Origin of the sequence: Collinsella aerofaciens (genome assembly GCF_040910325.1) — a bacterium.
Taxonomy (GTDB): Bacteria; Actinomycetota; Coriobacteriia; order Coriobacteriales; family Coriobacteriaceae; genus Collinsella; species Collinsella aerofaciens_BL.
The window spans coordinates 1-13,882 of sequence record NZ_JBDGAV010000036.1; the positions used below are offsets into that span (position 1 = coordinate 1).

General features: G+C 58.3%; 12 protein-coding genes and 1 pseudogene. 10 read left to right on the forward strand and 3 right to left on the reverse strand.

Going from position 1 to position 13,882, the window contains the following annotated elements; translation table 11 throughout:
- Window positions 1-220: 220 nt before the first annotated feature.
- Entirely contained in the window at window positions 221-1,636 is a 1,416-nt protein-coding gene (locus AB5Z25_RS10040; protein WP_368135476.1) for an MFS transporter, read from the forward strand.
- Between the two features lie 152 nt (window positions 1,637-1,788).
- On the forward strand, window positions 1,789-2,700 hold the full coding sequence (locus tag AB5Z25_RS10045; protein WP_035137032.1) for a hypothetical protein: 912 nt from the start codon (window positions 1,789-1,791) through the stop codon (window positions 2,698-2,700).
- Window positions 2,701-3,055: 355 nt separating this feature from the next.
- On the opposite strand, the gene pdxT is transcribed toward AB5Z25_RS10045, so the two are convergent.
- Window positions 3,056-3,643, reverse strand: coding sequence for a pyridoxal 5'-phosphate synthase glutaminase subunit PdxT (pdxT, locus tag AB5Z25_RS10050; protein ID WP_368135477.1), 588 nt, complete (start codon window positions 3,641-3,643; stop codon window positions 3,056-3,058).
- 20 nt (window positions 3,644-3,663) lie between these two features.
- A complete protein-coding gene (pdxS, locus tag AB5Z25_RS10055; RefSeq protein WP_368135478.1) occupies window positions 3,664-4,554 on the reverse strand; it encodes a pyridoxal 5'-phosphate synthase lyase subunit PdxS in 891 nt (296 codons plus the stop codon).
- A 145-nt stretch (window positions 4,555-4,699) separates the two neighbouring features.
- Here pdxS and pdxR point away from each other — a divergent pair, with 145 nt between their 5' ends.
- Complete coding sequence (gene pdxR, locus AB5Z25_RS10060; RefSeq protein ID WP_195246466.1) at window positions 4,700-6,139, forward strand: MocR-like pyridoxine biosynthesis transcription factor PdxR; 1,440 nt, start codon at window positions 4,700-4,702, stop codon at window positions 6,137-6,139.
- A 561-nt stretch (window positions 6,140-6,700) separates the two neighbouring features.
- Complete coding sequence (locus AB5Z25_RS10065) at window positions 6,701-7,558, forward strand: putative endonuclease domain-containing protein (protein ID WP_368135479.1); 858 nt, start codon at window positions 6,701-6,703, stop codon at window positions 7,556-7,558.
- A 241-nt stretch (window positions 7,559-7,799) separates the two neighbouring features.
- On the opposite strand, the gene AB5Z25_RS10070 is transcribed toward AB5Z25_RS10065, so the two are convergent.
- The gene (locus AB5Z25_RS10070; RefSeq protein WP_022094328.1) at window positions 7,800-8,360 is read right to left on the reverse strand and encodes a ferritin family protein; all 561 of its coding nucleotides are present in this window, start codon (window positions 8,358-8,360) and stop codon (window positions 7,800-7,802) included.
- A 256-nt stretch (window positions 8,361-8,616) separates the two neighbouring features.
- Here AB5Z25_RS10070 and AB5Z25_RS10075 point away from each other — a divergent pair, with 256 nt between their 5' ends.
- From AB5Z25_RS10075 to AB5Z25_RS10100, 6 genes and pseudogenes are all read left to right on the forward strand, one after another.
- The gene (locus AB5Z25_RS10075; RefSeq protein WP_368135480.1) at window positions 8,617-9,837 is read left to right on the forward strand and encodes an iron-containing alcohol dehydrogenase; all 1,221 of its coding nucleotides are present in this window, start codon (window positions 8,617-8,619) and stop codon (window positions 9,835-9,837) included.
- A gap of 8 nt (window positions 9,838-9,845) precedes the next feature.
- Window positions 9,846-11,225: an aldehyde dehydrogenase gene (locus tag AB5Z25_RS10080; RefSeq protein ID WP_368135481.1), complete on the forward strand. Its 1,380-nt coding sequence runs from the start codon at window positions 9,846-9,848 to the stop codon at window positions 11,223-11,225.
- Window positions 11,226-11,650: 425 nt separating this feature from the next.
- Window positions 11,651-11,977 (forward strand): HIRAN domain-containing protein, encoded by a 327-nt coding sequence (locus AB5Z25_RS10085; protein ID WP_035137041.1) that lies wholly within the window; start codon window positions 11,651-11,653, stop codon window positions 11,975-11,977.
- A gap of 18 nt (window positions 11,978-11,995) precedes the next feature.
- Window positions 11,996-12,175 (forward strand): hypothetical protein, encoded by a 180-nt coding sequence (locus AB5Z25_RS10090; RefSeq protein ID WP_035137042.1) that lies wholly within the window; start codon window positions 11,996-11,998, stop codon window positions 12,173-12,175.
- Window positions 12,176-12,241: 66 nt separating this feature from the next.
- Window positions 12,242-12,787, forward strand: a complete 546-nt coding sequence (locus AB5Z25_RS10095) for a metallophosphoesterase (RefSeq protein ID WP_368135482.1) — start codon at window positions 12,242-12,244, stop codon at window positions 12,785-12,787.
- A gap of 140 nt (window positions 12,788-12,927) precedes the next feature.
- Window positions 12,928-13,882, forward strand: a pseudogene (locus tag AB5Z25_RS10100) (DUF2130 domain-containing protein); the annotation flags it as partial.

The following is a 13,882-nucleotide window of genomic DNA, read 5'->3' on the forward strand; positions in this document are numbered from 1 at the left end:
GGGCCGCGGGGGCGTTCAGCTAACTGCGGGAATGGCCTATTTGCTCAATGTGTTCGGCTGAGATCGGAAATCAACCCGCGTCCGCGTTACAATCTTTTGACGTTGGACCATGTTGCCAGATTCGTCGTGTACGGCGTCTGGCGTAAGTCTAGGGCTCATTTTTCGCCCTGGACTGTTCCTCTGGGGCGATGCGACTGTCGTTCCAAGAGGAAGGAAATGCATGGGGAGCAAATCTCAGCAACAAGTTCAAGTAACGCCATCGGCCACTGCGGCGCTTCTCGTCGTTATGTATATTGCAGCCTTTGTTGCCGCGTTTAACGAGAACATCATTAACGTGGCGTTGCACGACATTATGGCAGCCTTTTCGGTGAGTGCCACCACGGCGCAGTGGCTCGTCTCGGGCTACATGATCGTGACGTCGATCTTTACGGCCATCATGGCCTTCCTGTCCGGCCGTTTCTCGACGCGCAAGCTGCTGTTTTTCGCATGCGGATGCATGGTCGCCGGCGAAGTCCTGTGCCTGGTCGCTCCGTCGTTTAGCGTTTTGCTGCCAAGTCGTATTTTGCAGGCTGCGGGATCGGGCATCTTGTTCCCGCTCATGATGAACGTGGTGCTGTCTTGCGCCCCGCGCGAGAAGCTCGGTTTGTATCTGAGCCTGGGCGGCGCCTGCATTACGCTAGGACCGGCGTTTGGACCCGTGATTAGCGGTCTTATGTGCACGTTATTTGGCTGGAGGGCGGTGTTCGTAGTGCCGCTGGTGGGCGGCATTGTGGTCGCTGCGGCGGGCGTTAAGCTTGTTCAGAATGTCGGAGAGCGCTCGAACACCACGCTTGATATTCTGTCGGTTGTTTTGCTCGCCGCCGGCATTACGGCATTTGTGTATTCCGTAGGCGAGTTCTCGACCAATCTGATTGCCGGCATCGTGGCTCTTTTCGCCGCCATTGTGCTGCTCGGCCTGTTTGCGGCCCGTCAGCTCAAGCTCGAGCATCCGGTGCTTAACGTGCGTCCCATGGCGAGCTTTCGCTTTTGGCCTGCGTGTTTGCTTGTGGTGGTGTCGATGATGACGACGTTCTCGATGAGCGTTTTGTTGCCGCTCTATTTTGAGGGCGCATACGGCATGACCGCACTTATTGCGGGCTTGCTCATTTTGCCGGCGATTGCCTGCAACGCCGTGACCTCGATTGTGGGCGGACGCGTGATGGACGCCCGTGGCGCATGGCCGCTGCTGCCGGTCGGTTTTGCCCTGATTGCCGTGGGGCAGACTGTCATCTCGATGACGGCGGCAAGCATGAACATCGGCGTCGTCGTGGCGCTGACCGTTGTGGTGTATGCCGGAGTCGGTTTGGTGCTGAGCCCCTCGCAAACGGCCGGCTTGGAGACGCTGCCTGCCTCTGAACATCCTCACGGAACGGCATTGCTCAACACGTGGAACATGATTGCCGCATCGCTTGGCCCGTCGCTGTTTATCGGCCTGCTCTCGAGCTCTGCGGCGACTGCCGGTGCCGCTGGCGTTGCGACGGACGTTGCCCAGGCGATTGGATTTGCAACTGCCGTGCGTGTGGCGGCTGTAATTGCCGTGGTCGGGTTTGTGGCGTCGCTGGTGTACGCTCGTCGCGAGTCGCACATGTCGCATTAATGTGTGCACATAGATTCTGCAGCTAGATTGGATGGCGACACCATAAACTAATGGACGTTTTGCCGAGAGGCATGATTGTTTAAAGCGCAAAGAGTGCGCGACGGGCCCCGCGAATGGGGCGATGATGCCCGAGAGGGCCAAGAAGGAGTCTCATGTCCGAGAACGAAGAGATCATGAACGAGACCGAGAACGAGACCATGGCTGCCGAGGTCGAGGCAGTCGAGACCGTGGAGACCGAAGCTGCCGAGGTTGAGGCTGCTGACGAGGTTTCCGCCGAGGAGGAGGCCGAGGTTGTCGAGGCCGCCGTTGATTACGATGACGAAGAGCTGATGGACAAGATGCAGAAGGCCGCCCGCCTGCTGCGTAGCCGTCGCTTTGCTATTTCCAAGGAGGAGGAGGCCAAGGCCGAGCGCATGGCGAACATCGAGCGCGCCATCAAGCTTCTTGACCTCAAGCCCAAGATGGAGCAGAAGGAAATGTCTGACCTGCTGGGCATGCGCCTCCGTGAGCTCGATGGCCTGATGGCCGAGGCCGAGGCTGCCGATCTGGTCGGCCGCATCGACGACGCCGAGGGCGATATGCGCAAGATTGTTGTCTTCGCCGCCGAGGATGCCGCTGAGGGCCTGGTCGAGCTTGCCAACAAGAAGGAGAAGCTCCTGCCCGAGCTTTCTTATGAGGAGGCCACCGAGCTGATGGCCGCTCTCGATAAGGTTATCGCTCCGCTCGTCGCCATGGGCCTGGACGAGGACCGCGGTCCTCGCGGCGGCCGTGACGACCGTGGCGGCCGTGGCGGCGACCGTGGCGGTCGCGGCGGCTTTGGCGATCGCGGTGGCCGTGGCGGTGACCGTGGCGGTCGCGGTGGCGATCGCGGCGGCCGTGGCGGCTTTGGTGACCGTGGCGGCGACCGTGGCGGTCGCGGCGGCTTTGGCGGCAACCGTGGTGGCTATGGCGATCGCGGCGGCAACCGTGGTGGCTTCGGCGGTAACCGTGGTAACGACCGCGGCGGTCGCGGTGGCGACCGCGGCGGCCGCAACGGCGGCGGCTTCCGCGGTAACCGTTTTTAGTTACGGCGTTTTACCAAACGCCGTAACGGGCCGACGCTGCGCGGGCCGCATTTGGACAATCTGACGTTCAACTTCAAGGGCGCGACCAGAAGGTCAGCGCCCTTTCGTTTCACGTCACCTTGCCTCAAATGCGACCCGCTCGCTGTCCGTCCTCTGCCTGCGGCGTTGTCTTGCTCCGGATGCGGCAGTTAGGGACGTTCCTTTTCTGCCGGCAGCTTGGGACACTCCTTGTAGTCATTGGGGACGTTCTTAAACGACTACATAGAACAAGAGTGGATGATCTCCCGGTTTGAGCCTGCATTCAAGCTCAAAGTGGGAGATCATCCACTCTCGTTTCGTTTGTTGATTTCGATGCCTACATTTGTAGGAACAGTTCGTGGAGGCGGGTATCGTCGTCGAGCTCGGGGTGGAAGGTTACGCCGAGCTGGTTGCCCTGACGGGCGGCGACAATACGACCGTCGACTTTCGCTAAGGCCTTGGCGTCGCCGTGGACCTCGACGATGCTGGGCGCGCGGATAAACGTCAGCGGCACTTCACCGTCGATGCCGGCTATTTGCCCCTTGGTTCGAAAGCTGCCGAGCTGCCTGCCGTAGGCATTGCGCTCGACAAGTACATCCATGGTTTCCAGACGCGGCGTGCCCTTATCGTCATGGGCGGCAAGGTCGTGAGCCAGTAGAATCAGGCCGGCGCAGGTGCCCAGGACGGGCATACCTTCAGCGATACGGGCACGAAGCTCCTCGAGCATGCCCAACTCATCAAGCAGCTTCCCTTGAACGGTAGACTCGCCGCCGGGAAGTACCAGACGGTCAAAGTCCTGCTTCAAATCAGCCGCCTGCCTCAGCTCAATACAGTGTGCGCCAAGCTCGAATAGTCTTGCCTCGTGCTCGGCAAAAGCGCCTTGGACCGCCAGCACGGCAACCGTTTGGTCTGCATAATCGCTCATGTGCGATCCTTTCTGCTGGACTAGCGCCCGCGCTCTTCCATGATAATCTCGATTTCGTCGGCGTTAATGCCCACCATGGCCTCGCCCAGGTCCTCCGAAAGCTCGGCGATGAGCCTGGCATCGGTGAAGTTTGCCACGGCCTTGACGATGGCAGCGGCGCGCTTGGCGGGGTCGCCGCTCTTAAAGATGCCCGAGCCGACAAAGACGCCCTCGGCACCCAGCTGCATCATCAGCGCGGCATCGGCCGGGGTCGCTACGCCGCCGGCGGCAAAGTTCACGACGGGAAGCTTGCCCGTGGCATGGACCTCGCGTACCAGCTCGATCGGAACCTGCAGTTGCTTGGCTGCCTCAAAGAGCTCGTCGTCGCGCAGGGCAACAACGTCGCGGATCTGCTTTTGGATCTTGCGCATGTGACGCACGGCCTGAACGACGTCGCCCGTACCCGGCTCACCCTTGGTGCGAATCATAGTGGCGCCCTCGGCAACACGGCGCAGCGCCTCGCCCAGATCGCGGGCGCCGCAGACAAATGGCACGTCAAACTGGGTCTTGTCGATGTGATAGACGTCATCGGCAGGGGAGAGAACCTCGGACTCGTCGATGTAATCGATCTCGATAGCCTGCAGGACCTGCGCCTCGACAATGTGACCGATGCGGCACTTGGCCATAACAGGGATGGAGACGGCCTCTTGGATGCCCTTGATCATCTTGGGGTCGCTCATGCGCGAGACGCCGCCTGCGGCACGGATGTCGGCCGGGATGCGCTCGAGTGCCATGACGGCGCAGGCGCCTGCCTCCTCGGCGATGCGTGCCTGCTCGGGCGTGGTGACGTCCATGATGACGCCGCCCTTGAGCATCTGCGCGAGTTCGCGATTGAGTTTGACGCGATCGGCCTTGCTGGTCTGTTCTGCCATGGTTGCTCCCTTGGTTGGCATGTGCATTGCTTGACGGAACATCCTATCGGGGAGCTGGGTATGGCAAAATACTCAGTTTTCGAGATAATAATAAGGTCAGCCTAATACCAGATTGAACAGCTCGATAAGGTCAGGTGGCAAACTCATGCTTGACTACAATTTGGAAAAACGCGGCGAAGCATCGCTTTATGAGTATGTTTACCAGCAAATTCGAGATGATATTGTTGCTGGACGTATTGTGGCGGGGGAGCATCTTCCGTCTAAGCGCGCCTTTGCCAGTCATCTGGGAATCAGTGTCATTACCATCGAGAATGCATATAGCCAGTTACTTGCCGAGGGCTATATTTGCTCAATGCCGCGTCGTGGCTACTACGCTTGCAAGCTTCCGGATGCACCGGTTTTGCCTTTGGCTTCGCAGGGCATCGACCGAGATACCGTCTCTGTGGGCCTCAGCGCGCATGATGTCAACGGACAGGTCGAGCTGTTCGATGCACTTTCTCCTTCCGCTTTGGAGGCGGCGCGGCTTTGGCAAAGCGCACTACGGGCGACGCTGGCATCCGAAGATGAGCGCGAAATCTTTTCGCCCGCACCGGCGCAGGGCACCGCTCGGCTGCGACGCGCAATTGCTCACCATCTGCGTGGGACAAGGGGCATGAATGTCGACCCCAACAACATTGTTATCGGTGCAGGCGCCCAGCTGCTCGATACCATGTTGGTTCAGTTGCTTGGAGCCGACAAGGTGTATGCCGTTGAGGACCCGGGCTATTTGCGTCTGACGCGTATCTATCAGGCTATGGGCTGCCAAGTACGACATATCCCGTTGGATGATGAGGGCGTGGACTTGAGCACTCTGCAGAAAAGCGGGACCGATGTCCTTCACTTGATGCCGTCTCATCAGTATCCGACCGGCCTTGTGACGAGTATTGCGCGTCGCTATGCGCTACTGAGCTGGGCCGCCGAGCGACCAGGTCGGTATCTCATCGAAGATGACTTTGATTGTGAGTTTCGCCTTGCCGGCAAGCCGATTCCCGCGCTCGCGTCGATCGATGCCGCCCAGTCGGTTATCTACACCAACACGTTTTCGAAGAGCCTTTCATCGGCGTTGCGTTTGGCGTATATGGTGTTGCCCGATGAGCTAATGGAGCGGTTTAGGCGCAACCTTGGTTTCTACGCCTCGTCGGTGAGCTCTGTTGACCAGGTCGCTTTGGCGCGTTTGCTGGAATCGGGTGATTACGAGCGACATGTGAACCGCGTGCGCGTTCGTGCTCGCGAGGCGCGTGATGGCCTGACGTCGCTTGTGCGGAAAGCGTTTCCGGCAGGGGAGGTCTCGATCGAACATGCAGACGCGGGCCTTTACTGCACCGTGGTTGCGGAGCGCGGAGCGGGCGGAAGCTCTTTTGTGCGGGCCCTCACGCGCTCGAGTATCCCTTTTGTCGATATCAGTGACTGTTATTGGTGTGCCGATGGCGCATTTGTCCCTGAAAACTCAAGTCAAATTCTTGTTCAGTATGACGATTTGAGTTCAAAAGCGCTAAATACCTTGGAATCGCAGCTAATGGGAGCACTCTGCAACCTAAGTGAGTAGGCTTTTGGAACTTTGGCGACCAGGCAGTTTTGTAACAAGCTATCTACCTGCGGTTTTGAAAAGCAGGATGACCGGGCTGCTCGGGATGTTCAAAAAAGTCTACTCACTTGTCGCGCAAAGCTTCTGCATGAGAAAAAATGGGGTTTTCAACAGAACTTCGTCCAGCTCTCGGCAAGCTTTTGGCCAGTTGGGGAGGGCTGTTGAAAACTTGGCAGTCCGTTCGGCACCATTTTTGGCGCGTTCGCGCCAATGCGTGACTGACTGGGTTGAAATTCGTGTTTTCCTGTGCCTATGAAAGATCTACTTTGTGACATATCGGCTTTTAGGTACTGGCGTTTGCCCCCTCAGGTCCGCGCTCTGTGTCCGCCGCTTCCACGACCGGAAGAAGACCGGCAGCGATATGATCTCGCCCGCAACCCGACGGCTGCGGTCGCGCTCGGTTTTCCGTTGTATACATTGGTTCAGACAAGAAACAAACGGACTTGTCCTGCCAGCATTAGGCAGCGGCTGTTTCTTGGTGAGCTTCCCAGGGAATCCGTACTGGAAACGGAGCATGGGTTTTTGATTACGTCTCCTCTTCTGACGGTATTCATCATGTCGCGGCATCTGACGGATCTTCAGCTTCTTTTGGTATTGGCGGAGATGTGTGGCTTGTTTGCGGTGTGCGCTCTGCCTGCGGCACTTGAGGCGGAGCTTTCGCGTGCAATTGATTCGGGCGCGATCTCGACAACGTTCGGTTGGGTGCGCTGCCCGTCCGAGGACGGCACCGCCTCAAATTTATGGCGTCGAGACGCTTTGGTTTTGGGCGGAGACCTTGACCGTTTTTGTTCAGATGTTTGCGGGATACGTTACGGCAATAGATTTAGGACGGTGTCGCAACTTGTTCCATTGGGTGCCGCGTCGCCTTTTGAGGTCGAGGCGTATTTGCTACTTGCACTGCCGCGATCCCTGGGAGGCGTAGGCTTTTGCGACATAGAGCTTAATGTTGAAGTGATGCTAAGCACAAGTGCTCGAGCGATTGTGGGAAAGTCCCGTGTATATATCGACATACTTCTGTCTTCGCCGGACGGCAGGCGACAGGTGGCCATTGAATGTCAGGGAAAGGCCTCGCACGGACGCGCAGGGGATGGCTTGCGTGACGCTGACCGCATGACGGCCCTTCAGGCCATGGGCTACGATGTGCTTCTCCTGACACACAGACAGATATCGGATGAGGATAGATTCCGCGCGATCGTTAAGGCCGTATGCAGGATGCTCGATGCTGAATATCGTGATAAAAGCTCAGATGAGCAAAGGGCTGAGACATTACTCAGGTCTGAACTATTCGTTGACTGGACAAAATTGGGAGTAATCGACGGAAAGATGCCCGTTAGACACAAAATGGCTCGATCGTGGACGGCTGCGAATCTAAGTGAGTAGACTTTTGGCACTTTGGCGACTAGGTCGTTTTGCAACAAGGCATTTACCTGCGGCTTTATAAAGTGATATGGATGGTCTGCTCGGCAAGTTCCAAAAAGTCTACTCACTTAGTTTTTGACGAGAAGCCGATGCCGAAGGCGGTCCTATTTCAGGTAGTTAACAAGTTTGTGAGGCACGAAAAAGGCCCGAACCATGCGGTCCGGGCCTCATCGAGCTAGAGGTTATGTCTCAGGTTGCTGGCTTAGCCGAAGTAGCGCTTGAGCAGGCCGGCGAAAGCCTTGCCGTGGCGAGCCTCGTCGCGAGCCATCTCGTGCACGGTGTCGTGGATGGCATCGAGGCCAGCGGCCTTGGCGCGCTTAGCAAGATCGGTCTTGCCGGCGGTGGCGCCGTTCTCGGCCTCAACGCGCATCTCGAGGTTCTTCTTGGTGGAGTCGGTTACGACCTCGCCCAGGAGCTCAGCGAACTTGGCAGCGTGCTCGGCCTCCTCGTGGGCAGCCTTCTCCCAGTACAGGCCGATCTCGGGGTAGCCCTCGCGATGAGCGACGCGAGCCATGGCCAGGTACATACCGACCTCGGAGCACTCACCCTCAAAGTTGGCGCGCAGGTCGGCAACGATGTCCTCGGAGACGCCCTCCATCTTGGCGACGCCCACGACGTGCTCGGCAGCCCACTCGAGCTGGCCCTCCTCCTGCTTCAGGAAACGAGAACCGGGAACGCCGCACTGGGGGCACTTGAAGTCCTCGGGCAGCTGGTCGCCGTCGAACTCTTCCACATAACCGCAAACGGGGCAAACAAACTTCATGATTCGATCCTTTCGATCGATGGCGATTGTGCGCTCGTCCGGTCCCGTAAGGGCCCTCTCCGGACGTGCGTCTTGACGAGTTCTATTATCCATAAATGCAACCAAATGTGAAGCCTATTAGGAATGATTTTTAATAAAATAATTTTGAGATATGAAGATGTTGATTGATTAACGATTGGCAGGCCGTCTTTGACCGCCGCTGAGTACAATCGGTCGAGCAAATGTTGACCCATCAACAAATAAAGGAGTTTCCTTTATGCATCTAGCCTGTCGTGCCTGGTGCCGAACATATCAGACGGTTTTTCGCATTGCATTGCCGATCCTGCCCTATACCGAGCCGCACATTTTGGAGCATGCCGAGGATGTGCCCGCGGTGCTTCAAAAGCGCTCGATCCAGAAGGTCCTTATCGTGACAGACCCTGGTATTGCACGTTTGGGGCTCACGGCATCGCTCGAGCGTGCGCTTACGGCTCAGGGGATTGGCGTTACGGTCTATGCCGAAACGCGTGCGAACCCCACGGTCTCAAACGTGGAGGAAGCGGCGGCGCTGTATCGAGAGAGCGCCTGCCAGGCCATTATCGGCTTTGGCGGAGGATCAGCCATGGACTGCGCCAAGGGTGTGGGGGCGCGCATTGCGCAGCCAAACAAGCCCATCAACAAGATGCGTGGCCTGTTGCGTGTCCACCGTCTCCTGCCGCTGCTTATTGCGGTTCCCACTACCGCCGGTACGGGAAGCGAAGTCACGCTCGCGGCGGTAATTACCGATGACGAGACGCACTATAAATACCCCATTAACGACTTTGTGCTCATCCCGCGTTTTGCAGTCCACGACCCCGAGTTTACGCGCGGGTTGCCGGCGTCCATCACGGGGCAGACGGGTATGGACGCCCTGACGCATGCTGTCGAGGCCTTTATCGGCCGTAGCACCACGCCCTACACGCGCAAGATGGCGCGTCAGGCGGTCCAGCTCATCCGCGACAATTTGCTCGAGGCCTATGAGCATGGCGACGACATGCGTGCGCGCCGCAATATGCTTTCGGCGGCGTATAAGGCGGGTGTTGCCTTTACGCGCTCCTATGTTGGATACGTTCATGCCATCGCACACAGCTTGGGCGGGCGTTACGGGATTCCGCACGGCTTGGCCAACGCCATCATCCTGCCGCACATGCTTCGCGCTTATGGTGACGCCGCCGCCCCCAAGCTTGCCGATCTTGCTCGCATGGCGGGCATTGCGCCGGCTACCGCGCAGGACAGTCTTGCGGCCGAGGCCTTTATCGATTGGGTCGACCGCATGAACGAGGCCCTGGGAATCCCCAAATATGTCTTGGGTATTCGCCGTTCCGATATTCCGCAAATGGCGGCCCATGCCGATGCCGAGGCCAATCCCCTGTACCCCGTTTCTCTTTTAATGGACCGCCTGGAGCTCGAGCATATGTACGAAGTTGTTGCAGGTGGTATGTTTGAGGACGAGAACTAGGAGGGTCCATGAACACCGAGGAAATTGCGCGCATCGTCGGCGATCAGCGCACTTACTTTAAGACGCATGCCACGTTTGATGTCGATACTCGCCGCCGTGCACTGGTGCGCCTGCGCGATGCGGTTCGTGCGCACGAGGCCGATATTGCCCATGCACTCAAGACCGATTTGGGAAAGTCGCATGACGAGGCATATATGTGCGAGATCGGCACGTCGCTTTCCGAGATTCGTCATCAGATCGCTCACGTGGCTCGATGGAGTCGTCCGCGCCTGCGTCCGTGTGACCTTGCCAACGCCGTGAGCGCGTGCAAAACGCGAGCCGTGCCCTATGGCGTCACGCTCATCATGGCTCCGTGGAACTACCCGTTTTTGCTAACACTCGAGCCGCTCGCCGGCGCCCTTGCCGCGGGCAATACCGTGGTCATCAAGCCGAGTGCCTATGCTCCGGCATCGAGCGCGGTGCTCAAGCAAATCTGTGAAGAGGCATTTGATCCGCGCCTGGTGACGGTTGTCGAGGGCGGGCGCGCCGAGAACGAAGCGTTGCTCGATGAGTGCTGGGACAAGATCTTCTTTACCGGTAGCGTTCCGGTCGGCAAGCTCGTCATGGAGCGCGCGAGTAAAAACCTCACGCCCGTGACGCTTGAGCTGGGCGGCAAGAGCCCCTGCATCGTGGATGCGACGGCAAACTTGAAGGTCGCGGCACGGCGTATCGCCTTTGGCAAATGGCTCAACGTAGGGCAGACCTGCGTGGCGCCCGACTACCTGCTGGTCGATACGCGCGTGCACGACGAGCTGCTGGACCTCATCAGGGAAGAGGCCCGCCGTATGTTTGGCGAGCATCCGCTCGATAACGAGGATTATGGGCATATCGTCAACGCCAAGCATTTTGCGCGCGTGCGTGGGCTGATCGATCCCGATAAGGTTGTGCTTGGAGGCACGGCGCGCGAGTCATCGCTCAAGATTGAGCCGACGATTTTGGACGGCGTGACCCCCGATGACGCCGTGATGCAGGAGGAGATTTTCGGCCCCATCTTGCCGGTGCTGACGTTTGAGAGCCTAGACGAGGCCGAGACGTTTATTACGGATCGTCCGACGCCGCTGGCTCTGTATATCTTTAGCCAGGATCGCGCAGTTCAGCAGCGCTTTGTGCGTTACGTGCCCTTTGGCGGCGGCTGCGTCAACGACACGATTATGCACTTGGCTACGAGCCATATGGGCTTTGGTGGCATGGGTGCGAGCGGTATGGGGCGGTACCATGGACGCGAGAGCTTCGATACGTTTAGCCACAAGAAGAGCATCGTGAACAAGGCAACGTGGCTGGACGTGCCATTCCGCTATGCTCCTTACGCAAGCTGGAAGCACAAGTTCGTGCGCATGTTTGTGCATTAGAAAAGGGCGCAGGTAATACGAACAAGTGTTCCTATTACCTGCATTTTGCGTTAGACTACTGTTATGGAGCACGGATGGGCCAACTCCCTTTAGAAGGGATTTGGTATGAACGTAAGCGATGTTATTTCGTTATTGGCGTTGTTGATTGCGGCTATCGAACTCGGTCTGTTTATCGGCCGAATGAAATAGCCGCCCCCGCGTAAGCGAAGACGGCCACTTCTCACGATGAAAACGTGTATCGGAGTTGGCAAGACCCGCGGCAACGGGTGCCATCCGTGTTCCTATCTTATCTGCAAGCGTTCTGTCGCGCAAGCGTTGAGGCAAACGATTGAAGGACGCAGACAGGATGTATTTGTGTCCGCACGGGACCGTAGACTTCTCAATAAGGTTACACACCGGTTTATCCGGCCGTTAGAGGAGCTGCTATGTACGAGCCTTCGCGTGTTCTTCTGTCATTTCACATTGCAGGATTTCAGTATGCCGATGGCGCTTTGGTCCTAGGCGATCTTAAAGCGGGCGATAAACTGACGCTGTGTGCCGAGCGCGATAATCCCCATGACCCCGAGGCAGTTGCGATCTACTATGGCAAGACCAAACTTGGCTACGTTCCGGGAAACGAGGTCGGCCCACTGTCCTTGATGATGTATTACGGCCACGAGGACGTATTTGAGGCCCGTGTGCAACAGGTTGCCCCCGAGCGCAGCCCGTGGCATCAGGTGCGCGTTGGGCTCTACGTGGTGGATGCTCGCTAGTCGGCAATGGAGGCTGCCATGTTTGATGACGATGACCTGTTTGATCTGGCAGATGATCCGTTTGAGTGGGATGTGCTACTCGATGACGATGAGCTGGAACAGGACCGTAAGATGCGGCAGGACAAGAAAACTCAGGGTGACGCTTCGAAAAAGCAAGACAAGCGCCGCCGGGGACTGTTCGGCGGGCTCTTTGGATAACCGCCGCATCGCTACGTCTGTATACTTAGCACGAGTTGGATGCATTGCGAAATGAGGGCATAGACGATGATGTGGTTTACCGCCGACCTGCACCTGGGCGATACGAATATCTTGCACGACATGGATCGACCGTTTGATTCGGTCGAGGAGATGAACCGCAAGGTCATCGATGCCATCAATGAGTGCGTGGCTGCGGACGACCGCCTCTATATCCTGGGAGACTTTACGTATCGCTTGCCCATGGCGGAGGCGGTGCGCCTGCGCGAGCGTATCGAATGCAAGAATGCGACGCTCATCCGCGGTAACCATGACGGCGACTGGGAAGATTCCGACGCCCCGCAAATTTGGGAAGACGTGCGCGATTACCTGGAGATTGCTCCCGGCTATGCCAAGGGCCATCGTCTGGTTATGAGCCACTACCCCATGCTCAGCTGGAATGGCAAGGCGCGTGGCGCCATCATGCTGCACGGGCATATCCACAGCAGGGGAGACCGCACCAACGCGCGCAACCGCGATCGCGAGCGCCCCATTTTTCGCTACGATGTGGGCCTCGACGCCAACGAGTACAAGCCCGTAAGCCGAGACCAGATCTTGAGCTTCTTTGGGCTATAGGGCGCCCAAACCACCACAAAGGGGACAGGCACCTTTGTGGTGGTTCTGGCGCCGTTGCCATTATGGCGGCGGCGCCTTTTTTGTCCGTGCGGCGCGGTAGAGTGTAGGCGATTGAAATTTGCGTCCATCGAGGAGCTGCTATGAACGAGATCAGGTGCCCGCATTGCGGCGAAGTGTTTAAGGTTGATGCGTCTGGCTATGCGGATATCGTCAAGCAAGTACGCGATGCCGAGTTTTCGCGCGATCTGGATGAGCGTGTGAAGGCAGTCCAGCGCGAGGGCGAGCAGGCGCTGGAACTTGAGCGCTCACGTTCGACGGCTGCCTTGCAAAAGGCAGAGTCTCAACGCGACGCTCAGCTTGTCGAGCAGAAGAACGCTGCGGCGCAGGAGTTGGCACAAGAGGTTGCCAAGCGCGATGCCGAGCTTGCCGAGCTGCGCGCCAAGCTTGAGGGCGCTGCCACGGAGCGCGAGAGTGCAAGCCAGCGCGCGGCGGTTGAGGCCCGTGCGGATGCGCAGAAGGAAAACGCAGAGCTCCAGCGTGAGATTGATAACCTGCGCGCGCAGCTGGGACGCAAGGATGACGAAGCCAAACTTGCCGAGGCGGTGGCGCGCAATGCTGCTCAAAACGATCTGTCCGCCCGCGACGCTCAGATTGCTGAGCTACAGGCAAAGCTCTCCGCTGCGGACAAGGCCCAGGAGATGGCGCTTGCCGCTGCCGCGGCAGAGTCGCAGCGTGAGCTCGATGCCGCTCGCAGCGAGGCCGAGCGCGCGCTTGCTGACTATCGCGCGAAGGTACAAGAGAAGTTTTCCGCCGCAAAGGCTCAGTCCGAGCAAGAGGCCGAGGGCCTGCGTGCCCAGCTGCGCGAACAGGAGCTGACGGCCAAAATGAACCTATCGGAGGCGGTCGCCGCGGCGGAGCGTGAGCGTGATGAGGCGCGTGCCAAGCTGACGAGTGAGCTGGCGGTGCGCGATTCGCGTGAGGAACAGGCCAAGGCAGCCCACGAGCTTGAGCTCGCGCAGGCCAAGCGCGTGAGCGACGAGTTGATCCGCTACAAGGACGAAGAGATTGAGCGCCTTAAGGAAATGAAGATCCGCC